Here is a 23,223-nt window from a genome sequence, read left to right as displayed (position 1 = left end):
TTTTTATAGTGTTTGAGTGCCGGAGCATCTGGTAAGTGGAGGGCGTATTGAATCGGGATATATAAATAATTACTTCAGACTTTCCTTAAGTAATGCCTTTTCGTCAGTTGCCATGGAACTCAATCAGATTTATTTCGAAGCGGTATAACCAGGGTTTGCCCGGTCTTCTACGCTGACCACACGTCCCGTCGTTGTCACCTTTAGCCTTGTAGTCAGGGGTGGACATTCCCTCATTGCAAGGAAGCTCGCCATGTCTGCCGTCCCCTCGCGTACCCGCAATGTTCAGCGCTTGCTGGCCAATGACGTCACTGCACTGATTCCGGATTTTCCTTTTCACTATGGTCGGTACCTGTCCCAGGCTGCCGCCAATAGCAAACCACTGGCCCAGATTGCCACGCGGCATCATGGGACCCAGGTGTTGATCGTCGGCGCCGGCGCGGCTGGGCTGGTAACGGCCTATGAGGCGCTGCGCATGGGGTTGCATCCTGTGCTGGTAGAGGCTTCGGACCGGATCGGCGGGCGCTTGTATTCGCGGGTCATGGGCGACCCTGAGGACCCTGCCAACAGCGTCATTTGCGAGTTGGGCGCCATGCGTTTTCCCAAGTCGGGCAAGGCGCTGCTGCACTACTTCGACAAGGTCGGCATGACCCTCAATTCAGCAGACTTCCCCAACCCCGGCTCGGCCGCAACTGCCAGCACCGTGGTCGACTATCAGAACCTCCAGACCTACTACGAAGGCAGCGACTTGCCCGCGAAATACGCAGAAATCGAGCGCCTGTTCTTTGAAGTGTTCCTTGAGATTGACCCCATCCATTTCAGCGAGATGGAGACGGCAATGTCTGAAGGCTCCCTGGACCAGGCCAAGATCAAGCGACTGTGGAATGCGATCCTTGCCGACGGTTGGGACAACCTGAGTTTCTTCGCGGCCATGGTCGAAAAGGCCGGCTGGAGTCGTGCGGATATCGACCTGTTTGGCCAGATCGGTTTTGGCACTGGAGGTTGGAACACCGACTATCCAAATTGCTTCCTCGAGGTCTTGCGGGTGCTCTACACCGGGCTGGATACCAACCATTCGCTGATGTATGACGGCTCCAGTGAGTTGCCCAAGCGTTTGTGGAGCCGTTCGCCGGGGGATTTGGGCGACGTGGTGGTGGGCTGGAGCGACGAGATTACGGTGGAAGCGCTCACCCGTCGGGTGATCCCGCAGCCGTTCAACCAGGAAGTCCGCCAGATCTGGCGGCGCGCGGACGGCACCTTCGATGTGCATATACATGACCGCAATCTGGGGGCGGATACCCGCTACAACTTTCCCGCAGTGATCTACACGCCGCACGTGCGGATTCTCGACAAGTTCCGCTATATGGACGGCAAAGACCGGTTTATGCAGATGGACAGCTTGTTGCCGCAACCCACCTGGGAAGCGGTGATGTACACGCATTACATGCAGTCAGCCAAAGTGTTCGCTGCGACCCAGCGTCCGTTCTGGACCGAGCGTGGGGCCGACCATCGCTACAGGATGAGTGTGACCCTGTCGGACCGCCTGACCCGGGGCACCTATCTGCTGGACTATTCCGCCAGCCGAGGGCCGCACAAAGGCAGTGGCGTGTTCCTCTCCTACACCTGGAACGACGACAGCCTGAAGTTTCTGGGTGATCGCATGGCACCACTGCCGACTCACGTTGAGCTATGCACGACCCTGCTGGACACGGTGTATGCCGACTCGCAGCTGAACCTTGCGGCCGAGTTCGGCTGGGTGGACCCGTTTGTCGAGATCAACTGGGAAGATGAGCCGTTCTTTCTGTGCGCGTTCAAGATGAACCTGCCGGGGCAGTACGAGTATCAGCGCCGGTTGTTTTCACAGTTCATGAGCGGTATTCGGGACAGTAACCCGGACGGGTTTATCCTGGCGGGAGATGATGTTTCCTGGACCGGGGGCTGGGCTGAGGGCGCGGTGACCACCGCATTGAACGCGGTCAACAAGTTAGCCGTGAAATTCGGCGGTGGCACCTTTATCGAAAACCCCGGGCCGGTGGATGCGTGGGAGGTGCTCAAGCCGGTAGAGCTGTAACCTCGGAGGGCGCGGCCGGTATGGCCGCGCCCAGGATGTTCAGCCCTGCATTACTTCCCGAATATCCGCGGCCAGTTCCCGCACGCGCTCTTCCTCGGTATCCCACGCACACATGAACCGGGCGCCGCCTTTGCCGATGAAGGTGTAGAAGCGCCAGCCCTTGGCCGTCAGTGCGGCAATCGCTGGTTCCGACAGTTGCAGGAACACGCCGTTGGCCTGCACCGGGAACATCAACTCCACCCCCGGAATATCCGCCACCAGGCTGCTGAGCAATTGCGCGCAGTGGTTGGCGTGGCGGGCGTGTTTGAGCCAGGCGTCGTTTTCCAGCAGGCCCACCCACGGGGCGGAGAGGAAGCGCATCTTTGAGGCAAGCTGCCCGGCCTGTTTGCAGCGGTAGTCGAAGTCTTCGGCCAGCTTGTGGTTGAAGAACAGGATCGCTTCGCCCACGGCCATGCCGTTCTTGGTGCCGCCAAAACACAGCACGTCGACGCCGGCTTTCCAGGTCAGGTCGGCAGGCGAGCAGCCGAGGAATGCGCAAGCGTTGGAGAAGCGTGCGCCGTCCATGTGCAGGTTCAGCCCCAGTTCCTTGCAGGTGACGCTGATGGCGCGGATTTCTTCCGGGGTGTAGACGCTGCCGACTTCGGTGGCCTGGGTCAGCGTTACGACGCGCGGTTTCGGGTAGTGGATGTCCTGACGCTTGAGGGCGATCTCGCGGATCGACTCCGGGGTCAGCTTGCCGTTTTCGGTGCGGGCGGTGAGCAGCTTGGAACCGTTGGAGAAAAACTCCGGCGCGCCGCATTCGTCGGTTTCGACGTGGGCGGTTTCCGAGCAAATCACGCTATGGTAGCTCTGGCACAAGGAGGACAGCGCCAGGGAGTTGGCCGCGGTACCGTTGAAGGCGAAGAACACTTCGCAGTCGGTTTCGAACAGTTTGCGGAAACCGTCGGCGGCGCGGTGGGTCCATTCATCATCGCCATAGGCGCGTTGATGGCCCTGGTTGGCGAGTTCCATGGCGGCCCAGGCTTCCGGGCAGATGCCGGAATAGTTGTCGCTGGCGAATTGTTGGCTCTTGTCGGTCATGGCCCAGTCCTGTGGTCGATGTTGGTGCGCACTTTACCCAAGATTGTCGGGCGGGCGCACGCACTGTTAATGCAAAGTCATTGGGGAATTATGCACGGTTCTGAACGCGTTCCTGTAAGCCGCGTCCGCGATGGCGCCCTAGACCTGCTCAAGTGGCTGGCGCTGCTGAGTATGGTGCTGGACCACCTGCGGTATGTCGGTTTGAGTCTGGACGGGCTGTATGTGCCGGGCCGCCTGGCGTTCCCGTGGTTTTGCCTGGCGATTGCGGCGAATTTGCATCGGGTCAAGGACGCGCCGGTGACCGGGCAGTGGCGCTATCTGGGCTGGTTGCTGCTGTTCAGTGTGATCAGCGAAGTGCCGTACCGGATGTTCATTGACGATGCCGATACGCTCAACGTGTTGCCGACCCTGGCGCTGGGCTTGCTGGTTGCCCGGGGATGGCAGCAGAAGGCGGCAATTGATCGAGGATTGGCGTTGATCGCGCTGGTTTTGGCGGGGTTGTTTTCGGCGCAGTTGATGTTCGGCTTTTTTGGCGTGCTGCTGCCGTTGGCGATGCTGCTGGTGTTTCGCCGGCCGTGGTATTTCAGCGTGCTGCCGGGTGTGGTGTGCCTGGCCGCCAATCAATGGCAGATCCTGCTCAATAGCGGCACGCCGGTGGCGATGCTGGGATTGGCGACATGCCTGATTGCGCCACTGGCCGGATTGGTCTTGTTGCGACAGGCCAGGCAGGTGTCGCCGCCGGCCATGCGACGCTGGGCGTATGCGCTTTATCCTGCGCATTTCCTACTGCTGCTACTCCTTCGAAAGCTCATCGCCTAGCCCCTGTAGGAGCGAGCTTGCTCGCGAAAAACGTCAACGATAACGAGGGCTGCCTGGACGCGCGCGGCGCCCACAGGTTTTTCGCGAGCAAGCTCGCTCCTACAAATGCCGGGGGCCATGTCGTAAACGCACCTTTGCGTGGCGTCCGTAGGCATTTGACCTCTCTGCGCCAGCCCTACCATCGCATCAAAGGGCCCCTCCATCGTGCGGCGGCCCCAACAATACGATTGGCGCACCGCCGCCGCTGGGAGAGACGCGATGTTCAGCAAGCAAGACCAGATCCAGGGTTATGACGATGCACTGCTGGCGGCCATGAATGCCGAGGAGCAGCGCCAGGAAGATCATATCGAGCTGATCGCGTCAGAGAACTACACCAGCAAGCGCGTCATGGAAGCCCAGGGCAGCGGCCTCACCAACAAATACGCTGAAGGTTATCCGGGCAAGCGCTACTACGGTGGCTGCGAGCACGTCGATAAAGTTGAAGTGCTGGCCATCGAACGCGCCAAGCAGCTGTTCGGCGCCGATTACGCCAACGTGCAGCCACACTCCGGTTCGTCCGCCAACAGCGCGGTGTACCTGGCGCTGCTGAACGCCGGTGACACCATCCTCGGCATGAGCCTGGCCCACGGCGGCCACCTGACCCACGGCGCCAAAGTGTCGTCCTCGGGCAAGCTGTACAACGCGGTGCAATACGGCATCGACACCGCCACTGGCCTGATCGACTACGACGAAGTCGAGCGCCTGGCCGTGGAGCACAAGCCGAAGATGGTCGTGGCCGGTTTTTCCGCTTACTCCAAGACCCTGGATTTCCCGCGCTTCCGCCAGATTGCCGACAAGGTCGGTGCGCTGCTGTTCGTCGACATGGCCCACGTCGCTGGCCTGGTGGCCGCTGGTCTGTACCCGAACCCGCTGCCCTACGCCGATGTGGTCACCACCACGACCCACAAGACCCTGCGTGGTCCCCGTGGCGGGTTGATTTTGGCCCGTGCCAACGAAGAAATTGAAAAGAAACTCAACTCTGCAGTGTTCCCGGGTGCCCAGGGCGGCCCGCTGATGCACGTGATCGCCGGCAAGGCGGTGTGCTTCAAGGAAGCCCAGGAGCCGGGTTTCAAGGCCTATCAGCAGCAAGTGATCGACAACGCCCAGGCCATGGCAGGCGTGTTTATCAAACGCGCCTACGATGTAGTGTCCGGCGGCACCGATAACCACTTGTTCCTGGTCAGCCTGATCCGTCAGGGCCTCACCGGCAAAGAGGCGGACGCTGCCCTCGGTCGCGCCCATATCACCGTCAACAAGAACGCCGTGCCTAACGACCCGCAGTCGCCCTTCGTGACTTCGGGCCTGCGCATCGGCACGCCGGCGGTGACCACACGTGGCTTCAAAGTGACCCAATGCCTGGAGCTGGCCGGCTGGATCTGCGACATCCTCGATAACCTCGGCGACGCCGATGTAGAGGCCAACGTCGCCAGGCATGTGGCCGCCCTGTGCGCTGATTTCCCGGTTTATCGCTGAGCGCGGTTTTGGAGTAATGACTATGCAACGCTACTCGGGCTTCGGCCTCTTCAAGCACTCACTCAGCCACCACGAAAACTGGCAGAAAATGTGGCGCACGCCCACCCCTAAAAAGGTCTACGACGTGGTCATCGTCGGCGGCGGCGGGCATGGTCTGGCAACCGCTTACTACCTGGCCAAAGAACACGGCATCACCAACGTGGCCGTGGTCGAGAAAGGCTGGCTGGGCGGCGGTAACACCGCGCGCAACACCACCATCGTGCGTTCCAACTACCTGTGGGACGAATCGGCGCACCTGTACGAACACGCGATGAAACTTTGGGAAGGTTTGTCTCAGGACCTGAACTACAACGTGATGTTCTCCCAGCGTGGCGTCTACAACCTGTGCCACACCCTGCAAGACATTCGTGACTCCGAGCGTCGCGTCAGCGCCAACCGCCTCAATGGCGTGGACGGTGAACTGCTCAACGCCAAACAAGTGGCCGACGAGATTCCGTACCTCGACTGCTCCAAGAACACCCGCTACCCAGTACTCGGCGCCACCGTGCAACGTCGCGGCGGCGTCGCCCGTCACGATGCCGTGGCCTGGGGCTTTGCCCGCGCCGCTGACGCACTGGGCGTGGACCTGATCCAACAGACCGAAGTCATCGGTTTCCGCAAGGAAAACGGCGTGTGCATCGGCGTGGAAACCAACAAAGGCTTCATCGGCGCCAAGCGCGTCGGCGTGGTGACGGCCGGTAACTCCGGCCACATGGCTTCGCTGGCGGGCTTCCGCCTGCCAATCGAATCCCACCCGCTGCAAGCGTTGGTGTCGGAGCCGATCAAACCCATCATCGACAGCGTGATCATGTCCAACGCCGTGCACGGCTACATCAGCCAGTCCGACAAGGGCGACCTGGTGATTGGCGCCGGTATCGACGGCTACAACGGCTATGGCCAGCGCGGCTCGTACCCGGTGATCGAACACACCATCCAGGCCATCGTCGAGATGTTCCCGGTGCTGTCCCGCGTGCGCATGAACCGCCAGTGGGGCGGCATCGTCGACACCACGCCGGACGCGTGCCCGATCATCTCCAAGACCCCGGTCCCGAACATGTTCTTCAACTGCGGTTGGGGCACCGGTGGCTTCAAGGCCACTCCAGGCTCAGGCAACGTATTTGCCGCCAGCCTAGCCAAGGGTGAAATGCACCCATTGGCTGCTCCATTCTCCATCGACCGTTTCCACAACGGTGCACTGATCGACGAACACGGCGCTGCGGCCGTCGCCCACTAACAGGAGAAATTCCCTATGTTGCATATCTTCTGTCCTCACTGTGGCGAACTGCGCTCCGAAGAGGAATTCCACGCGTCCGGCCAAGCGCACATCCCGCGCCCGCTGGACCCGAACACCTGCACCGACGAGCAGTGGGGCGACTACATGTTCTTCCGCGACAACCCGCGCGGCCTGCACCACGAACTGTGGATTCACGCCGCCGGTTGCCGCCAGTATTTCAACGCGACCCGCGACACCGTGACTTACGAAATTCTTGAAACCTACAAGATTGGCAGCAAGCCGCAATTCACCGCCAAGGCTTCTGGAGAGAAGGTATGAGCCAGATCAATCGCCTGTCCAACGGTGGCCGCATCGACCGTAACAAAGCCCTGAGCTTTACCTTCAACGGCCAGAGCTACAAAGGCTTTGAAGGCGATACATTGGCCGCCGCACTGCTGGCCAACGGCGTCGACATCATCGGTCGCAGCTTCAAGTATTCCCGCCCGCGCGGCATCTTTGCCGCCGGTGCCGAAGAGCCGAATGCGGTGTTGCAGATCGGCGCTACCGAAGCCACGCAAATCCCTAACGTGCGTGCCACGCAACAGGCGCTGTACCAGGGTTTGGTCGCCACCAGCACCAACGGCTGGCCGAGCGTGAACAACGACATGATGGGCATTCTCGGCAAGGTCGGCGGCAAGCTGATGCCACCGGGTTTCTACTACAAAACCTTCATGTACCCGCAATCGTTCTGGATGACTTACGAGAAGTACATCCGTAAGGCCGCTGGTCTTGGCCGCTCCCCGACCGAGAACGATCCGGACACCTACGACTACATGAACCGTCATTGCGACGTGCTGATTGTGGGCGCTGGCCCTGCCGGCCTGTCGGCTGCATTGGCCGCTGCCCGCAGTGGCGCTCGGGTGATCATCGCGGACGAGCAGGAAGAGTTCGGCGGTTCCTTGCTGGACTCCCGTGAAAGCCTCGATGGCAAGCCGGCGGCCGAGTGGGTTGCCAGTGTTATTGCTGAACTGAAATCCCTGCCGGACGTGGTGCTGCTGCCTCGCGCTACGGTCAACGGCTACCACGACCATAACTTCCTGACCATTCACGAGCGCCTTACCGACCACCTCGGTGACCGTGCGCCGATTGGCCAGGTGCGTCAGCGTATTCACCGGGTTCGCGCCAAGCGTGTGGTGCTGGCGACCGGCGCGTGTGAACGTCCGCTGGTGTACGGCAACAACGACGTGCCGGGAAACATGCTGGCCGGTGCGGTCTCCACTTATGTGCGCCGCTACGGCGTGGCGCCGGGTAAAAAACTGGTGCTGTCGACCAACAACGATCACGCCTACCGCGTTGCACTGGACTGGTTTGATGCTGGACTCTCCGTGGTGGCTGTGGCCGATGCGCGCCACAACCCGCGCGGTGCACTGGTTGAAGAGGCGCGTGCCAAAGGCATCCGCATCCTCACCGGCAGCGCCGTGATCGAGGCCCGTGGCAGCAAGCACGTCACTGGCGCCCGCGTGGCCGCCATCGATGTCAAAGCCCACAAGGTCACCAGCCCCGGCGAATGGCTGGACTGCGACCTGGTCGCCAGCTCCGGCGGCTACAGTCCGGTGGTTCACCTGGCCTCACACTTGGGCGGCAAGCCGACCTGGCGTGAAGACATCCTCGGTTTTGTACCGGGCGAAGCACCGCAGAAACGCGTGTGCGTCGGTGGTATCAATGGCGTCTATGGCCTCGGCGACTCCCTGGCCGACGGTTTTGAAGGTGGCGTGCGCGCAGCCAGCGACGCCGGTTTCGCGCCGGTGGAAGGCACGCTGCCCAAAGCCTTGAGCCGTCTGGAAGAGCCGACCCTGGCGCTGTTCCAGGTGCCTCACGAGAAAGCTACCGCACGGGCGCCGAAGCAATTTGTCGACCTGCAAAACGACGTCACCGCCGCCGCCATCGAACTCGCCACCCGCGAAGGTTTCGAGTCGGTAGAGCACGTCAAACGCTACACCGCATTGGGCTTCGGCACCGACCAGGGCAAGCTCGGCAACGTCAACGGCCTGGCCATCGCGGCCCGTTCGCTGAACGTGACCATCCCGCAGATGGGCACCACCATGTTCCGTCCCAACTACACGCCGGTGACGTTCGGCGCAGTAGCTGGCCGTCACTGTGGGCACATCTTCGAGCCGGTGCGCTACACCGCGCTGCAAGCCTGGCACGTGAAAAACGGCGCCGAGTTTGAAGACGTCGGCCAGTGGAAGCGCCCGTGGTATTTCCCGCGCAACGGTGAAGACCTGCACGCCGCCGTGAAACGCGAATGCCTGGCCGTGCGCGACAGCGTCGGCCTGCTGGACGCGTCCACCCTCGGCAAGATCGACATTCAGGGCCCGGATGCCCGCGAGTTCCTCAACCGCATCTACAGCAACGCCTGGACCAAGCTCGACGTGGGCAAGGCCCGCTACGGCCTGATGTGCAAGGAAGACGGCATGGTCTTCGACGATGGCGTCACCGCCTGCCTCGCCGACAATCACTTCCTGATGACCACCACCACCGGCGGCGCAGCACGCGTACTGCAGTGGCTGGAAATCTACCAGCAGACTGAATGGCCAGACCTCAAGGTGTACTTCACCTCGGTCACCGATCACTGGGCAACCATGACCTTGTCCGGCCCCAACAGCCGCAAGCTGTTGAGCGAAGTCACCGACATCGACCTGGACAAGGACAGCTTCCCGTTCATGACCTGGAAAGAAGGCCTGGTAGGCGGCGTGCCGGCGCGGGTGTTCCGGATTTCGTTTACCGGTGAGCTGTCGTACGAAGTCAACGTGCAGGCCGACTACGCCATGGGCGTGCTCGAGACAATCGTCGAGGCTGGTAAAAAGTACAACCTGACGCCTTATGGCACCGAAACCATGCACGTGCTGCGGGCCGAGAAGGGTTTCATCATCGTTGGCCAGGATACCGACGGCTCGATGACCCCGGACGACCTGAACATGGGCTGGTGTGTAGGCCGCACCAAACCGTTCTCGTGGCTCGGCTGGCGCGGGATGAATCGCGAAGATTGTGTGCGTGAAGACCGCAAGCAGCTTGTCGGACTCAAGCCGATTGACCCGAACGTGTGGCTGCCGGAAGGCGCGCAACTGGTGTTCGACACCAAGCAGACGATCCCGATGAAGATGGTCGGCCACGTCACCTCCAGTTATGCCCACAACTCCCTCGGTTATTCGTTTGCGATGGGCGTGGTGAAGGGCGGCTTGAAGCGCATCGGCGAGCGGGTGTTTGCCCCGTTGGCGGATGGCAGCGTGATCGAGGCGGAGATTGTTTCTTCGGTGTTCTTTGACCCTAAAGGCGACCGCCAGAACATCTGACAGACCGAGTCGCCTGCATCGCAGGCAAGCCAGCTCCCACATTTGAAGGTATTCGCAATTTAAAAATGTGGGAGCCGGGCTTGCCCGCGATGGCGCCAGTAGATTCACCACAGAATTCAGAAAGGTGCTTTATGACAGCAGCCAATGTTTACCAGCAACGCCCCACCTCCGGAGCCAAGGCCGAGTCGTCGCTGCACCATGCCGACCTCGCCAGCCTGGTAGGCAAGGGCCGCAAGAACGCCGGCGTGACCGTGCGTGAAAAGAAACTCCTCGGCCACCTGACCATTCGTGGCGATGGCCATGACGCCGCCTTCGCCGCCGGCGTGCATAAGGCCCTGGGCATCGAATTGCCCGGCGCCCTGGCAGTGATCGTCAAGGGTGAAACCAGCCTGCAATGGCTGGGCCCGGATGAGTGGCTGCTGGTGGTGCCGAGCGGTGAAGAGTTCGCCGCGGAGAAAAGCCTGCGTGAGGCACTGGGGGATTTGCATATCCAGATCGTCAACGTCAGCGGCGGCCAGCAGATTCTGGAACTCAGCGGCCCCAACGTGCGTGACGTGCTGATGAAATCCACCAGCTACGACGTACACCCCGACAGCTTCCCGGTGGGCAAGGCCGTGGGTACGGTGTTCGCCAAGTCGCAACTGGTGATTCGTCATACTGCTGAAGACACCTGGGAGCTGTTGATTCGTCGCAGCTTCTCGGATTACTGGTGGCTGTGGTTGCAGGACGCGGCGGCTGAGTATGGTTTAAGCGTGGAAGCTTGATGGAGTGAACGGTGTTGTGGCGAGGGGGCTTGTCCCCCGTTGGAGCGCGCAGCGGTCCCAATAAGGTCAGCGCATTTTTTCTGAAAACAACCGAATGGCAGGTTTTGGGGCTGCTTCGCAGCCCAACGGGGGACAAGCCCCCTCGCCACAAAGGCCTGAGGATTCGAATATGAGCCGCGTACCCGATACATGGATTTTGACCGCCGACTGCCCCAGCGTGCTCGGCACGGTGGACGCGGTGACCCGCTATCTGTTCGAGCAGGGCTGCTACGTCACAGAACACCACTCGTTTGATGACCGGCTTTCGGGCCGTTTCTTCATCCGCGTGGAGTTTCGCCAGCCCGACGGTTTTGACGAACAAGGCTTCCGCGATGGCCTGGCCACCCGCGGTGAAGCGTTCGGCATGATCTTCGAACTGACCGCGCCGAACTACCGGCCGAAAGTGGTGATCATGGTCTCCAAGGCCGATCACTGCCTCAACGATTTGCTCTACCGCCAGCGCATCGGCCAACTGTCGATGGACGTGGTCGCCGTGGTCTCCAACCACCCGGACCTCAAGCCCCTGGCCGACTGGCACCAGATTCCCTATTACCACTTTCCCCTGGACCCCAACGACAAGCCGTCGCAGGAGCGCAAGGTGTGGCAGGTGATCGAAGAGTCGGGCGCCGAGCTGGTGATCCTTGCGCGCTACATGCAAGTGCTGTCGCCGGAGTTGTGCCGCAAGCTCGATGGTAAAGCCATCAACATCCACCACTCCCTGCTGCCCGGTTTCAAGGGCGCCAAGCCGTATCACCAGGCCTACAACAAGGGCGTGAAACTGGTGGGCGCCACCGCGCATTACATCAACAACGATTTGGACGAAGGCCCGATCATCGCCCAGGGCGTGGAGGTGGTGGACCACAGTCACTATCCGGAAGATTTGATTGCCAAGGGGCGGGATATCGAAGGCCTGACCCTGGCCCGGGCCGTGGGGTATCACATTGAGCGGCGGGTGTTTCTGAACGCCAATCGAACAGTGGTGCTCTGATGGACGCCTTCGCGAGCAAGCCCGCTCCCACATTTTGATGTGTGAATACATTCAAATGTGGGAGCGGGCTTGCTCGCGAAGAGGCCCTTACTAACAACGCAAAAACAGCATCTGTACCCGAGCACTTTAACGCGCTGCCTGCCTGGGCAACGCGGTTTCATAAAAACAACAGCGAGGTGAAAGCATGTCTGGTAATCGTGGTGTCGTGTATCTCGGCAACGGCAAGGTCGAAGTACAGAAAATCGACTATCCCAAAATGCAGGACCCCCGTGGCAGGAAGATTGAGCACGGCGTCATCCTGCGCGTGGTTTCCACCAACATCTGCGGCTCCGACCAACACATGGTGCGCGGCCGTACCACTGCCCAGACCGGCCTGGTCCTGGGCCACGAAATCACCGGTGAAGTGATCGAGAAGGGCAGCGGCGTCGAAAACCTGAAAATCGGCGACCTGGTCTCGGTACCGTTCAACGTTGCCTGCGGCCTCTGCCGCTCCTGCAAAGAACAACACACCGGTGTGTGCCTGAGCGTCAACCCGGCCCGTCCGGGCGGTGCTTATGGCTACGTCGATATGGGCGATTGGACCGGCGGCCAAGCCGAATACGTGTTGGTGCCTTACGCCGATTTCAACCTGCTGAAACTGCCGGACCGCGACAAGGCCATGGAGAAAATCCGTGACCTGACGTGCCTCTCCGACATTCTCCCGACCGGCTACCACGGTGCGGTCACTGCGGGCGTTGGTCCAGGCAGCACGGTCTACATTGCCGGTGCCGGCCCGGTCGGCCTGGCTGCGGCCGCTTCAGCACGTCTATTGGGCGCTGCGGTAGTGATCATCGGCGACGTCAACCCGATCCGCCTGGCCCACGCCAAGGCCCAGGGTTTTGAAATCGCCGACCTGTCCACCGACACCCCACTGCACGAACAAATCGCCGCACTGCTGGGCGAGCCGGAAGTGGATTGCGCGGTGGATGCGGTGGGCTTTGAAGCACGGGGCCACGGGCATGACGGCGTTAAGCACGAGGCTCCGGCCACCGTGCTCAACTCATTGATGGGCGTGGTGCGGGTAGCCGGCAAAATCGGCATCCCGGGCCTGTATGTGACTGAAGACCCGGGTGCGGTGGATGCTGCCGCGAAAATGGGCAGCCTGAGCATCCGCTTTGGCCTGGGTTGGGCCAAGTCCCACAGCTTCCACACCGGGCAGACGCCGGTGATGAAGTACAACCGTCAGCTGATGCAGGCGATCATGTGGGACCGCATCAAGATTGCCGACATTGTGGGCGTGGAAGTCATCAGCCTGGATGACGCGCCACGTGGCTACGGCGAGTTCGATGCGGGTGTGCCGAAGAAGTTTGTGATCGATCCGCACAAGTTGTTCAGCGCGGCTTAAATCGCGTGCAAATAAAAAGGCGACCCTGGGGTCGCCTTTTTTGCATCTGCGGTTGGGTGGGTCACTCAGCGAATCGCCAAAGCCCCCTGATACACCGTTGGCCCCGTCGGCTGCTTGGTTACCGAGCCGCCCTTGGTTTCCGAACTGACCATCAGCGTCACCGGTTTGCTGATCGACTCCTGCTGGCGCGGGTTGATGCCAATAATGCCTTTGCCGTCTTCCGGCAACAGGCCCAGTGACACCGGCGTACCGTCAGCCGGGACGGCCCACAGCTCCAGGCTTTGGTCCGGGGCCGGTGCGGTGGCCGCAATTGGCTGCACTTCGAGGTAATCCTTGTGGGCCACGATCTGCGCGGCTGGTTGCTGGGTGGTGTTCACCAGCAGTGCGGCAGACTTGACGCTGTCCTGGGTATAAAGCGCGCCGCCGACACCGGCGACTACCACCAAACAAGCGCCGACGAACAGGCGCGGGCGGCTCCAAAATGAAGGCTTGTGCTCAATCACTTGGGGGTTGATTGCAGTCATTTGGCTCTTCCTGACATGTTTTGTAGTCTTTCATGGACCCAAGTAACGGCGATCGGTTCCTCAACCGCCGCCTTGGGCCTCGAATCAGAGTGATGCCAATTGGCCCTGATACAGCACCGGCCCGGTGGGTTGTCCGGTCGGCGAACCACCTTGGGGCTCAAGGCTCACTGCCAGCGTCAGCGGCGCCGTCAGGAGCGCCTGGTGTTCTTTGCTCAACTGGATCCGGCCTTTACCCGAGACCGGCACCAGCCCGAGAGAGATCGGTTTGCCGCCCTTGGGAATTGCCCACAGCTCCAGGTCCCGAGCGGGTTCCACGGCCGCCAAGGCCAGCGGTTCAACCTGCAGATGGTCCGCATAGGCCTGGATCTTCAGCGCAGGCTGCTGGTTAGCCGCAACCAGGGTGGCGTTGTATTCCACCCCAAGATCGCGCTGGTACAACACACCCACCAACACCACGATCACCACCCCGCACGCCACCACCAGCAACCGCAGGTTCATCCAGAACGGCTTCTTCGCTGGCATATGCAGCACTTGCGGTTCAATGCGTGCCTTGATGCCTTCCCACACGTGATCCGGCACCGGCCGTTCAGGCAGCGGCCCGGTGAGGCTGGCGAGGGCGTCCTGCCAGTGTCCCAGCTCAACGCGCAGCGCTGCATCGTCCAGCAACAGTGCGTCAAAGCGCCGACGGGCGGTGGCAGGCATCAGCCCGATGGCGTAGTCAGCCGCGAGGGCGCGGCGCAGGGAGGTGGTCTGGTAGTTCATGATTCAAGGCACCTGCGCAAGCGCTCCATGCCGCGGCGAATCCAGGATTTGACCGAGCCCAGCGGCGCGGCCAAGTGGTCGGCCAACTCCGAGCAGGACAAGCCCTGGAAGTAAGCCACGGTGATCGATTGACGCTGCATGCCTTCGAGGCCGTCGAGGCAGCGGTTCAGGGCGTGGGCTTCGCGCTCGCTGTCGAGCAATTCATGAGCGCTGGGGCTTTCGTCGGCCATGGCATCTTGCTGGCCGTCGCCCAAGGGTTGTTCGCGGTGTTTGCGTAACTGGTCGATGGCCAGGTTGCGGGTGATGTTGATCATCCAGGTCAGCGGCGCCGACAAGTGGGCTTCATACCGCGAGGCGTTGAACCAGATGCGCACGAAGCTTTCCTGCAAGACTTCTTCAGCCAGGTCCCGGCGACCCATGAACCGCAGGGCGACACCGTGCAAACGCGGGGAAACGCTGCGGTAGAGCGTTTCGAACGCCTGGCGGTTACCCAGGGAGCACTGGGCCAGCAATTGCCGTAGCTGATCTGCATCGAGGGTCGAAATGGGGCTTCTCCAGGCGCTTGCATCAGGGCGATGTGACGGCGCACGGTAAAGAGGGCAGGCTGAGGTTAGTCCAGCTTGGGCATTCATTCCATCTACCTCCGCGCGACTCGTGGTGGATATACGCAGCGCAGGGCAGTTCGGATGCAGTGGTTTTCTGAACTAATCTGTGAGGTGGGAACAATCTTTCGTAACACCCAGTCAAACCCCTGCTTTTAGCGCTTACTTTCAGAGGTTGTCTTGATGAAGATTTCACGCGGTTTTGCCCTGTCCTGCCTGTTGACCGTGGCGGCCAGCCCGGTGTTTGCGGCAGGTTTCAGCCTAGGCGACGTAGCCAATGCCGTTTCAGGCGCACAGGGTGGCGACAAGGCAGCAGCGGCTGCGCCGACCTCACAGACCGCCGGCTTGCTGGGCGCCCTGACCTCGCAACTGAACGTGACCCCAGAGCAGGCCGTCGGCGGTACCGGCGCGATGCTGGGCCTGGCCAAGAATAAATTGGGTGGCGGTGATTACTCGCAACTGACCCAGAGCGTACCTGGGTTGGACAAGCTCTCCGGCAGCAACTCCCTGGGCAGCCTTGGCGCCCTGAGCGGCATGCTCGGCCAGAGCGGCGGCAGCAAGACTTCGGGTCTGGACGGCGTGCTGGGTAACGTTAAGAACACCAACGACCTGAACACCGCGTTCAGTGCGCTGGGCATGGACAGTGGGATGGTTGGTCAGTTTGCCCCGGTTATCCTGAAATACCTGGGCGGCCAAGGCGCCAGCGAGTCGGTGCTGGGCAAACTGGCTTCGGCCTGGGGCACTGGCGGCTAAGACCGCTCTGCGCGCAGTTGGGCGATGCGCGCATCCTTCTCCTTCCAGAGCTGGTTGACCCAGTTCTGGACGGTCTGGCGAAACGCCGGATCGTTTTCGTAATCCCCCCGCCACAACACCGGATCCAGTTCACGGGTGCGGATATCCACGATCACCTTCGGCACTGCGCCACTGATCAAGTCCCAGAAGCCCGGAATGTTTTCCTGTGGATAAACCACGGTGACGTCGAGCACCGCATCCAGCTGTTCACCCAACGCCGCGAGCACGAACGCCACGCCACCCGCCTTGGGTTTGAGCAGGCGCTGGAAGGGTGAATCCTGCTGTTTGCGCTTGGCCGGGGTGAACCGCGTGCCTTCCAGGTAATTCACCACCGTGACCGGCTGGCGCTTGAACAGCTCACAGGCCTCCTTGGTGATCTTCAGGTCCTGGCCTGCCAGCTCCGGGTGCTTGGCCAGGAATGCCTTGGTGTAGCGCTTCATGAACGGGTAATCCAGCGCCCACCAGGCCAGGCCCAGGAAGGGTACCCAGATCAGTTCCTTTTTCAGGAAGAACTTGAAGAACGGCGTGCGCCGGTTGAGGGCCTGGATCAGTGCGGGGATGTCGACCCAGGATTGGTGGTTGCTGATCACCAGGTAGGACGTGTCGCTTCGCAGGTCGCCGCCGCCGCGAATGTCCCATTGGGTGGGGATGCACAGGGCGAAGATCAGCTTGTCGATCTCGGCCCAGGTTTCGGCGATCCACATGACGGCCCAGGAGGCGTAGTCGCGCAAGCGACCGGGCGCCACCAGCTTGAGCAGGGCAAACACCATCAACGGCCCGAACAGCACCAAGGTGTTGAGCAATAGCAGCAATGTGACGAAACAGCCGGTGAGCAGGCGGCGCATAAGTAACTCTTGGAATCATTTTGGCCCGCCATGATAAGCAGCTTGGGGCTAGAGGCCAAATCGCAAATAAGCTGACGAATGTTTCACAGCGGGCTGGGTATGCTCTGTGATCTAACTAAGCGGCGTTTTTGCAGTCTAGAATTGGCCCATCTATTTCAAGGAAACCTCCTACGTGAAATCCATCCTTGCCCTGCTAGCACTCGTGGCCTTGCCTGTCATGGCTGCCGAGCCGACCCTCTACGGTCGCTACGAATACATCCAACTGCCGGAAATCGGCGAGACCTTCAAGGCCAAGATGGACACCGGCGCGCTGACCGCCTCGCTGTCGGCCCGGGACATCGAAACCTTCACCCGTGATGGCGACGACTGGGTGCGCTTCCGCCTCGGCGGCAAGGACGCCACCAACAAGGTCTACGAGCACAAGGTGTCGCGCATCAGCAAAATCAAAAGCCGTGCCGACGAAGATGACGACAAGGACGAAGCCACCGTGGCCAAGCGCCCGGTGATCGACCTGGAAATGTGCCTGGGCAACGTCAAGCGCACCGTCGAGGTCAACCTCACCGACCGCAGCAGCTTCAACTATCCGCTGCTGATCGGCGCCAAGGCCCTGCGTGAATTCGGCGCTGCGGTAAACCCGGCTCGCCGTTACACTGCGGACAAACCGGACTGCTGACTGACCACCATGGCGCATATCCTGATTGTCGAAGACGAAGCGGCTATCGCCGACACGCTGATTTTTGCCCTGCAAGGCGAGGGCTTCACCACCACCTGGCTGAGCCTCGGCCAGGCGGCGCTGGCCCATCAGCGGCAAACCCCGGCCGACCTGATCATCCTCGACATCGGCCTGCCGGATATCACCGGCTTTGAAACCTGCAAACAACTGCGGCGCTTCAGCGAAGTGCCGGTGATGTTCCTCAGCGCCCGGGACGGCGAGATCGACCGCGTGGTGGGCCTGGAGATCGGCGCTGACGACTATGTGGTCAAGCCGTTCAGCCCGCGCGAAGTGGCAGCCCGGGTTCGGGCGATCCTCAAGCGGGTTGGCCCCGGTGTGGCTCCGGCCGTGTTCCAGGTGGACCTGGAGCGTATGCAGATCAGTTATCGCGGGCAGCCGCTTAACCTTACGCGCCATGAATTTCGCTTGCTGCAAAGCTTGTTGGAGCAACCCGAGCGGGTGTTCAGCCGCGAGCAACTTTTGGATGCGGTGGGCGTGGCGGCCGATGCAGGCTACGAGCGCAATATCGACAGCCATATCAAAAGTGTTCGCAGCAAATTGCGCACGGTGGCGCCTGAGTCTGAACCGATCCAGACCCATCGCGGCCTTGGCTACAGCTACAGCCCGGGCAACAGCTGATGCGCCTGGGGATCCGGTTCTTCCTGGTCTATGCGCTGTTTATCGGCCTGACCGGCTATTTCGTACTCAGCACCGTGATGAAGGAAATCCGCCCCGGTGTGCGCCAGTCCACCGAGGAAACCCTGGTGGACACCGCCAACCTGCTGGCGGAAATCCTGCGCGAGGATGTGAAGAACGGCACCCTCGGCCAGAGCCATTGGCCCGAGCTGCTCAAGGCCTACGGCGAACGCCAGCCCGGCGCCAACATTTGGGGCCTGCCGAAAAACCAGGTCAACCACCGCATCTACGTCACCGACGCCAAGGGCATCGTGTTGCTGGACTCCACCGGCGAGGCCGTGGGCGAGGATTACTCGAAGTGGAATGACGTGTACCTGACCCTGCGCGGCGAATACGGTGCGCGCTCGACCCGCAGTGAACTGGACGACCCCGCTTCATCGGTGATGCACGTCGGCGCGCCGATCCGCGATAACGGGCAGATTATTGGCGTGGTCACCGTCGCCAAGCCCAACAGCTCATTGCAGCCCTACGTGGACCGCACCGAAAACCGGCTGCTGTGGTACGGCGCCGGGCTGGTTGGCCTCGGCCTGTTGTTTGGCGCGTTGTTGTCGTGGTGGTTGAGTGTCGCGCTGCGCCGGCTCACGGCATATGCCCAGGCAGTCAGCGAAGGCCGGCGTGCCGAGTTGCCGCACTATCGCGGCGGTGAGCTGGAGCAGCTTTCTACTGCGGTGGAGCACATGCGCACCCAGCTGGAAGGCAAGGCGTACGTCGAGCGTTATGTGCACACCCTGACCCACGAACTTAAAAGCCCGCTGGCGGCGATTCGCGGGGCGGCGGAGCTGTTACAGGGCGACATGTCCCGGGATCAGCAGCAGCGTTTCGTGGGCAATATCGACAGTGAAAGTGCGCGCTTGCAGCAGTTGATCGAACGCCTGCTGAACCTGGCTCAGGTTGAGCAGCGCCAGGGACTTGAAGACCAGAGCAGCTTGTCGCTGGCAGTGCTGGTGAGCGAAGTGCTCAAGGCTCAATGCGCGCGCATCGAAGGTGCCGGGTTGCAGGTTGAGCAGGCGATTGCGGCGGATGTGCAGGTGTACGGCGAGCCGTTCCTGTTGCGCCAGGCCCTGGGAAATCTGCTGGAAAACGCCCTGGATTTCACCCCGCCCGGTGGCGCCTTGCGGTTCAGCGCCAAGGCCTTGAGTGACGGCATCGAATTCATCCTGTTCAACCAGGCCGAGCCGATTCCCGAATACGCCTTGCCGCGCCTCAGCGAGCGCTTCTATTCCCTGCCGCGCCCGTCCAGCGGGCGCAAGAGCACCGGCCTCGGGCTCAATTTTGTCGAAGAGGTGATGAAGCTGCACGGCGGCTCACTGCAGATCGGCAACGTACCCGGTGGCGTGCAGGTGAAACTGCATCTCCACACAGTCTCCACATTCCCTTCATAAAGTCCCCTTAAGCGCCCGCCAGACTCTCCCCCATCAAAACAGGGAGAGCTTCATGAACCGCAATCTGCTTTTCAAACTGGGCACCATCGCGCTGCTGGTGGTGCTGTTGTTGATTCCGTTGCTGATGATCCACGGGGTGATTACCGACCGTCAGCAGTTGCGCGACGATGTCTTGCAGGACATCGCCCGTAGCTCCAGCTACAGCCAGCTCCTCAACGGCCCGGTGATGGTGGTGCCTTATCGCAAGACCGTCAGGGAGTGGAAGCTCAATGAAAAGCTCAATAAACGCTACGAAGAAACCCGTGAGGTGCGCGGTCGTCTGTATTTCCTGCCGGAGCTATTTGCCCTCGACGGGCAGGTGCAAACCGAAGTGCGCTCCCGGGGCATTTACCAGGCGCGGCGGTTCCACGCCGACAGCCGGATCAGCGGGCGCTTTGTATTGCCGGAGCAATTGGGTATCAAGGAAGATTTTGCCGATTACCGGTTTGACCCGGCGTATCTGGCGGTGGGTATCAGTGACATTCGCGGCATCGAAAACGCGCTGAAGCTGGAGCTGGGCAGTCAGCAACTGGAGTTTTCGCCGGGCACTCAAGTGGCATGGCTGGGGGAGGGCGTACACGTGATGCTGCCCGAGCAGGACAGCAAGAAGCCGGCACCCTTTGACTTCGCCTTTGACCTGCGCCTGCAAGGCACCGAGCAACTGCAAGTGGTGCCGGTGGGCAAGACCAGCCAGGTCAAGCTGGCGTCCAACTGGCCGCACCCGAGCTTTATCGGCAACTTCCTGCCGTCCCAGCGCGAGGTCACCGCTCAAGGCTTTTCCGCCAATTGGCAGACCACATTTTTCTCCACCAACCTGGAAGAAACCATGCGCGGCTGCTCGTGGGACCAGGTGTGTGACGACTTCAATGGGCGCAGATTCGGCGTGAGCTTTATCGACCCGGTGGACCAGTACCTCAAGAGCGACCGGGCGATCAAATATGCGCTGTTGTTTATCGCCCTGACGTTTGCCGGTTTCTTTCTGTTCGAGGTGCTCAAGAGCCTGGCGGTGCACCCGATCCAGTACGCATTGGTGGGGGTTGCCCTGGCGTTTTTCTACCTGCTGCTGTTGTCGTTGTCGGAGCACATCGGGTTTGCCCCGGCGTATCTGATATCGGCGACTGCCTGTGTGGTGCTGATTGGTTTTTACGTCTGCCATGTGCTGCGCAGTGTCGCCCATGGCCTGGGATTTTCTGCGGGGTTGGCGGCGTTGTATGGCTTGCTGTACGGGTTGCTGAGTGCCGAGGATTACGCGTTGTTGATGGGTTCGTTGCTGCTGTTCGGGTTGTTGGGCACGGTGATGGTGCTGACCCGCAAGCTGGATTGGTATGGGGTGGGCAAGCGATGAGTCGATCTCTGGGCTTGCGTGAGGATCGGCGAGAGGGCGCGCAGTTGCTGGCGAGGATTATCGGCTTTCTCACCGATTCCGCCGCCCACTGTAGGAGCGAGCTTGCTCGCGAAGAACCTGAGAGCGCCGCGTTAAACCAGAAGCGCTGCGTTATCGTTGGCGATTTTCGCGAGCAAGCTTGCTCCTACAAGGGTGGCTTGGCTTTTAAATAGGCGGTTGGGTCTGGAGCATCGACGGCCGCTGACTCACCTCGGCATACCACGCCGCCAGCTTCGGATGGCTTGACCGCCACTGCATGTCCGGGTGGCGGAAGTCCAGGTAAGCCAGTGCACACGCCACGCTGATCGCCGCCACATCAAACGGCCCGGCCAGCTCGGCAATGGCGTCCTGTTCCAGCATGTCGAGGGCGCGGCGGATCTTGTCCCGCTGGCCTTCCAGCCACAGGTCCCAGTGTTTTTCCTCGGGGCGCATGGCGGTTTCATAACGCACCAGTACGGCGGCATCCATGATGCCGTCGGCGGTCGAGGCCAGGGTCAGGCGCCGCCAGCGGGCCGGGCCGTTCCGGGGGATCAGCGGGGTCCCGGTATGTTGATAGTCGAAGTAATCGAGGATCACCCGGCTGTCATGCAATACGTTGCCATCGGCCAGGCGCAGGGCGGGGATCTTGCCCAGCGCGTTGTCCAGGATTACATCGGCATCGGGCTTGACCGGCGTCGGCACGCAGGCGTGCAAGGTCACGCGATCCAGTTGGCCGGTCTCGTGCAGCAGCACCCGTACTTTGCGAACAAACGGCGAGGCAGGGTTGTGGAACAACATCATGCTTGGGGTGGACATGGGCATTCCTCTGTAGGAGCGAGCTTGCTCGCGAAAGGCGTCAACGATAACGCAGCGCGTCTGGTTTAACGCGGCGCTCTCAGGTTTTTCGCGAGCAAGCTAGCGCCTACAAAAGGCCCATACCCCAATTGCAGCCGGAATGCCCAGCCCCACCCAGCTCAACGAATCCCACAACCCATCCCCCAGCAACGCCGCAAACAACCCGGCAGCACTCAGCAGCCCGATGGCCAGCGGGATACCGAACACCTTCCAGAAATTCGACTGCCGCGGCTTCATGACTTGGCCGCCTTGCGCCGCACCAGCCACAGGTACACGCCACTGCCCAGAACGATAATGGTCAGCACATCCAGCACCGCCCAGAGAATCTTCATCGGCATGCCGCCGTAGTCACCGAAGTGCAGCGGTTGGGACATGCCCATGGCGTCCATGTACCACGGCCGTTGGGCGATAGCAGTGACGTGCAGGTTGCTGGCGTCGATCAACACCGGCGTCAGCAGGTGCGAGGTCAGGTGAGTGCTGCCTTTCATGAACACCGCGTAGTGATGCTCGCTGGAAAAGCGCGTGCCGGGGAACGCGATAAAGTCCGGCTCCATGCCCGGCGCGGCCTTGGCGGCGATCGTCAGCAGGTCGGCGGCGGGGGCGCGCAAGGTCAGCGGCGGGGCGTCTTTGTAGGGTTCGATCATCGCGCTGAGGCTGTCGGTACGCCAGGCGGCGATGATCAGGTCGGCGCAGGCGCTGATCACGCCGGTCACGCCCACCACCAGCGCCCAGGTCAGGGTGACCACGCCGATCAGATTGTGCAGGTCGAGCCAGCGCAGGCGGGTGGATTTGTCCTGGCGCACCGTGGCGAATTTCAGCCGGCGCATGAACGGCAGGTACAACACCGTGCCGGAGATGATCGCCAGCACAAACAGAATGCCCATGAACGCCAACAGCAACTTGCCCGGCAACCCGGCGAACATATCGACGTGCAGGCGCAGCAGGAACATCGTCAGCCCACCGTTGGCCGACGGCGTTTCCACCGCTTCACCGGTGCGGGCGTCGAGCATGAAGGTATGGGACGAATTGGGTTCGGTGCCGGCAGTGGCGGCCATGATCGCGATCACGCCGTTCTTGTCGTCTTCGTCCCACGCCAGGTATTGCATGGCTTCGCCGGGGCGATGGGCCTGGGCTTTGGCTACCAGTTGTTCGAGGTTCAGCTGTGGGGTGTCAGCCGGCATGTGTGCCAGTTCGGGTTCGTTGCCCAGCAGGTGATCGATCTCGTGGTGGAAGATCAATGGCAGGCCGGTGAGGGCGAGCAGCAGTAGGAATACGGTGCAGACGAGGCTGGTCCAGGTGTGGATGAAGGACCAGCGGCGGATGGTTTTGCTTTTCATTTTCTAGCCTTCAGACACACCGAAGCCGCCCACAGGGGCGGCCTGGTTGTTAGCT

Annotated in this window: 22 protein-coding genes; 14 read left to right on the top strand and 8 right to left on the bottom strand. The window is 61.3% G+C overall.

Features of this window, described 5'->3' with window-relative positions:
* Positions 1-250: 250 nt before the first annotated feature.
* The gene (locus tag SNL23_RS26235) at positions 251-2,068 is read left to right on the top strand and encodes a flavin monoamine oxidase family protein (protein ID WP_318304081.1); all 1,818 of its coding nucleotides are present in this window, start codon (positions 251-253) and stop codon (positions 2,066-2,068) included.
* A 39-nt stretch (positions 2,069-2,107) separates the two neighbouring features.
* Here SNL23_RS26235 and SNL23_RS26230 read toward each other — a convergent pair whose 3' ends face one another.
* Complete coding sequence (locus SNL23_RS26230; protein ID WP_017476423.1) at positions 2,108-3,148, bottom strand: threonine aldolase family protein; 1,041 nt, start codon at positions 3,146-3,148, stop codon at positions 2,108-2,110.
* A gap of 90 nt (positions 3,149-3,238) precedes the next feature.
* Here SNL23_RS26230 and SNL23_RS26225 point away from each other — a divergent pair, with 90 nt between their 5' ends.
* The 8 genes from SNL23_RS26225 to fdhA all read left to right on the top strand — a co-directional run bounded on the left by SNL23_RS26225 (position 3,239) and on the right by fdhA (position 13,259).
* The gene (locus SNL23_RS26225) at positions 3,239-3,967 is read left to right on the top strand and encodes a TraX family protein (protein ID WP_076017830.1); all 729 of its coding nucleotides are present in this window, start codon (positions 3,239-3,241) and stop codon (positions 3,965-3,967) included.
* A 258-nt stretch (positions 3,968-4,225) separates the two neighbouring features.
* On the top strand, positions 4,226-5,479 hold the full coding sequence (gene glyA / locus SNL23_RS26220) for a serine hydroxymethyltransferase (RefSeq protein ID WP_318304079.1): 1,254 nt from the start codon (positions 4,226-4,228) through the stop codon (positions 5,477-5,479).
* Between the two features lie 22 nt (positions 5,480-5,501).
* Positions 5,502-6,752, top strand: a complete 1,251-nt coding sequence (locus tag SNL23_RS26215; RefSeq protein WP_010207084.1) for a sarcosine oxidase subunit beta — start codon at positions 5,502-5,504, stop codon at positions 6,750-6,752.
* A 15-nt stretch (positions 6,753-6,767) separates the two neighbouring features.
* Positions 6,768-7,070, top strand: coding sequence for a sarcosine oxidase subunit delta (locus SNL23_RS26210; protein WP_076017832.1), 303 nt, complete (start codon positions 6,768-6,770; stop codon positions 7,068-7,070).
* Positions 7,067-10,084, top strand: a complete 3,018-nt coding sequence (locus SNL23_RS26205; RefSeq protein ID WP_318304077.1) for a sarcosine oxidase subunit alpha — start codon at positions 7,067-7,069, stop codon at positions 10,082-10,084. The genes SNL23_RS26210 and SNL23_RS26205 overlap by 4 nt, the downstream gene beginning before the upstream one ends.
* A gap of 131 nt (positions 10,085-10,215) precedes the next feature.
* The gene (locus SNL23_RS26200; RefSeq protein WP_076017834.1) at positions 10,216-10,848 is read left to right on the top strand and encodes a sarcosine oxidase subunit gamma; all 633 of its coding nucleotides are present in this window, start codon (positions 10,216-10,218) and stop codon (positions 10,846-10,848) included.
* 169 nt (positions 10,849-11,017) lie between these two features.
* Positions 11,018-11,875, top strand: a complete 858-nt coding sequence (gene purU, locus SNL23_RS26195) for a formyltetrahydrofolate deformylase (RefSeq protein ID WP_076017835.1) — start codon at positions 11,018-11,020, stop codon at positions 11,873-11,875.
* A gap of 184 nt (positions 11,876-12,059) precedes the next feature.
* Positions 12,060-13,259, top strand: a complete 1,200-nt coding sequence (fdhA, locus tag SNL23_RS26190; protein WP_076017836.1) for a formaldehyde dehydrogenase, glutathione-independent — start codon at positions 12,060-12,062, stop codon at positions 13,257-13,259.
* 65 nt (positions 13,260-13,324) lie between these two features.
* Here fdhA and SNL23_RS26185 read toward each other — a convergent pair whose 3' ends face one another.
* From SNL23_RS26185 to SNL23_RS26175, 3 genes are all read right to left on the bottom strand, one after another.
* Complete coding sequence (locus SNL23_RS26185; RefSeq protein ID WP_076017839.1) at positions 13,325-13,783, bottom strand: anti-sigma factor; 459 nt, start codon at positions 13,781-13,783, stop codon at positions 13,325-13,327.
* A gap of 84 nt (positions 13,784-13,867) precedes the next feature.
* Positions 13,868-14,545 carry an anti-sigma factor gene (locus SNL23_RS26180; RefSeq protein ID WP_167664145.1) on the bottom strand — a complete coding sequence of 226 codons (678 nt, stop codon included), beginning with the start codon at positions 14,543-14,545 and terminating at the stop codon, positions 13,868-13,870.
* Positions 14,542-15,177, bottom strand: coding sequence for a sigma-70 family RNA polymerase sigma factor (locus tag SNL23_RS26175; protein ID WP_318304076.1), 636 nt, complete (start codon positions 15,175-15,177; stop codon positions 14,542-14,544). Before SNL23_RS26175 ends, SNL23_RS26180 begins: the two co-directional genes overlap by 4 nt.
* 153 nt (positions 15,178-15,330) lie before the next feature.
* On the opposite strand from SNL23_RS26175, the gene SNL23_RS26170 reads away from it, so the two are divergent.
* A complete protein-coding gene (locus SNL23_RS26170; protein WP_076017842.1) occupies positions 15,331-15,900 on the top strand; it encodes a DUF2780 domain-containing protein in 570 nt (189 codons plus the stop codon).
* Here SNL23_RS26170 and SNL23_RS26165 read toward each other — a convergent pair.
* A complete protein-coding gene (locus SNL23_RS26165; protein ID WP_167664146.1) occupies positions 15,897-16,784 on the bottom strand; it encodes an acyltransferase in 888 nt (295 codons plus the stop codon). The genes SNL23_RS26170 and SNL23_RS26165 overlap by 4 nt on opposite strands.
* A gap of 172 nt (positions 16,785-16,956) precedes the next feature.
* Here SNL23_RS26165 and rloA2 point away from each other — a divergent pair, with 172 nt between their 5' ends.
* From rloA2 to creD, 4 genes are read left to right on the top strand one after another with little or no spacing between them, the layout of a single operon-like run.
* The gene (gene rloA2, locus SNL23_RS26160) at positions 16,957-17,457 is read left to right on the top strand and encodes a retropepsin-like aspartic peptidase RloA2 (protein WP_076017844.1); all 501 of its coding nucleotides are present in this window, start codon (positions 16,957-16,959) and stop codon (positions 17,455-17,457) included.
* Positions 17,458-17,466: 9 nt separating this feature from the next.
* Positions 17,467-18,135: a two-component system response regulator CreB gene (creB, locus tag SNL23_RS26155; protein ID WP_076017845.1), complete on the top strand. Its 669-nt coding sequence runs from the start codon at positions 17,467-17,469 to the stop codon at positions 18,133-18,135.
* Positions 18,135-19,574 carry a two-component system sensor histidine kinase CreC gene (gene creC / locus SNL23_RS26150; protein ID WP_318304075.1) on the top strand — a complete coding sequence of 480 codons (1,440 nt, stop codon included), beginning with the start codon at positions 18,135-18,137 and terminating at the stop codon, positions 19,572-19,574. Before creB ends, creC begins: the two co-directional genes overlap by 1 nt.
* A gap of 52 nt (positions 19,575-19,626) precedes the next feature.
* Positions 19,627-20,958, top strand: a complete 1,332-nt coding sequence (creD, locus tag SNL23_RS26145; RefSeq protein ID WP_318304074.1) for a cell envelope integrity protein CreD — start codon at positions 19,627-19,629, stop codon at positions 20,956-20,958.
* A 204-nt stretch (positions 20,959-21,162) separates the two neighbouring features.
* On the opposite strand, the gene SNL23_RS26140 is transcribed toward creD, so the two are convergent.
* From SNL23_RS26140 to SNL23_RS26130, 3 genes are all read right to left on the bottom strand, one after another.
* Positions 21,163-21,792, bottom strand: coding sequence for a glutathione S-transferase family protein (locus SNL23_RS26140; RefSeq protein WP_318304072.1), 630 nt, complete (start codon positions 21,790-21,792; stop codon positions 21,163-21,165).
* A 99-nt stretch (positions 21,793-21,891) separates the two neighbouring features.
* Positions 21,892-22,068, bottom strand: a complete 177-nt coding sequence (locus SNL23_RS26135) for a DUF4175 domain-containing protein (RefSeq protein ID WP_167664150.1) — start codon at positions 22,066-22,068, stop codon at positions 21,892-21,894.
* On the bottom strand, positions 22,065-23,168 hold the full coding sequence (locus SNL23_RS26130; protein ID WP_318304071.1) for a PepSY-associated TM helix domain-containing protein: 1,104 nt from the start codon (positions 23,166-23,168) through the stop codon (positions 22,065-22,067). Before SNL23_RS26130 ends, SNL23_RS26135 begins: the two co-directional genes overlap by 4 nt.
* Between the last annotated feature and the right edge of the window lie 55 nt (positions 23,169-23,223).

Source organism: Pseudomonas sp. SED1 (assembly GCF_034044025.1).
Lineage (GTDB): Bacteria > Pseudomonadota > Gammaproteobacteria > Pseudomonadales > Pseudomonadaceae > Aquipseudomonas.
This window is presented reverse-complemented; position numbering and strand designations above follow the sequence as displayed.

Bases quoted from the DNA above. Each gene is read 5' to 3' on its own strand.
- creC (WP_318304075.1), top strand. From the start codon at position 18,135: ATGCGCCTGGGGATCCGGTTCTTCCTGGTCTATGCGCTGTTTATCGGC.
- SNL23_RS26165 (WP_167664146.1), bottom strand. From the start codon at position 16,784: ATGCGCCGCCTGCTCACCGGCTGTTTCGTCACATTGCTGCTATTGCTC.
- SNL23_RS26135 (WP_167664150.1), bottom strand. From the start codon at position 22,068: ATGAAGCCGCGGCAGTCGAATTTCTGGAAGGTGTTCGGTATCCCGCTG.
- SNL23_RS26210 (WP_076017832.1), top strand. From the start codon at position 6,768: ATGTTGCATATCTTCTGTCCTCACTGTGGCGAACTGCGCTCCGAAGAG.
- SNL23_RS26140 (WP_318304072.1), bottom strand. From the start codon at position 21,792: ATGTCCACCCCAAGCATGATGTTGTTCCACAACCCTGCCTCGCCGTTT.
- SNL23_RS26180 (WP_167664145.1), bottom strand. From the start codon at position 14,545: ATGAACTACCAGACCACCTCCCTGCGCCGCGCCCTCGCGGCTGACTAC.
- SNL23_RS26170 (WP_076017842.1), top strand. From the start codon at position 15,331: ATGAAGATTTCACGCGGTTTTGCCCTGTCCTGCCTGTTGACCGTGGCG.
- SNL23_RS26225 (WP_076017830.1), top strand. From the start codon at position 3,239: ATGCACGGTTCTGAACGCGTTCCTGTAAGCCGCGTCCGCGATGGCGCC.
- SNL23_RS26200 (WP_076017834.1), top strand. From the start codon at position 10,216: ATGACAGCAGCCAATGTTTACCAGCAACGCCCCACCTCCGGAGCCAAG.
- glyA (WP_318304079.1), top strand. From the start codon at position 4,226: ATGTTCAGCAAGCAAGACCAGATCCAGGGTTATGACGATGCACTGCTG.
- fdhA (WP_076017836.1), top strand. From the start codon at position 12,060: ATGTCTGGTAATCGTGGTGTCGTGTATCTCGGCAACGGCAAGGTCGAA.
- purU (WP_076017835.1), top strand. From the start codon at position 11,018: ATGAGCCGCGTACCCGATACATGGATTTTGACCGCCGACTGCCCCAGC.
- creD (WP_318304074.1), top strand. From the start codon at position 19,627: ATGAACCGCAATCTGCTTTTCAAACTGGGCACCATCGCGCTGCTGGTG.
- SNL23_RS26130 (WP_318304071.1), bottom strand. From the start codon at position 23,168: ATGAAAAGCAAAACCATCCGCCGCTGGTCCTTCATCCACACCTGGACC.
- SNL23_RS26230 (WP_017476423.1), bottom strand. From the start codon at position 3,148: ATGACCGACAAGAGCCAACAATTCGCCAGCGACAACTATTCCGGCATC.
- SNL23_RS26235 (WP_318304081.1), top strand. From the start codon at position 251: ATGTCTGCCGTCCCCTCGCGTACCCGCAATGTTCAGCGCTTGCTGGCC.
- SNL23_RS26205 (WP_318304077.1), top strand. From the start codon at position 7,067: ATGAGCCAGATCAATCGCCTGTCCAACGGTGGCCGCATCGACCGTAAC.
- SNL23_RS26215 (WP_010207084.1), top strand. From the start codon at position 5,502: ATGCAACGCTACTCGGGCTTCGGCCTCTTCAAGCACTCACTCAGCCAC.
- SNL23_RS26175 (WP_318304076.1), bottom strand. From the start codon at position 15,177: ATGAATGCCCAAGCTGGACTAACCTCAGCCTGCCCTCTTTACCGTGCG.
- SNL23_RS26185 (WP_076017839.1), bottom strand. From the start codon at position 13,783: ATGACTGCAATCAACCCCCAAGTGATTGAGCACAAGCCTTCATTTTGG.
- creB (WP_076017845.1), top strand. From the start codon at position 17,467: ATGGCGCATATCCTGATTGTCGAAGACGAAGCGGCTATCGCCGACACG.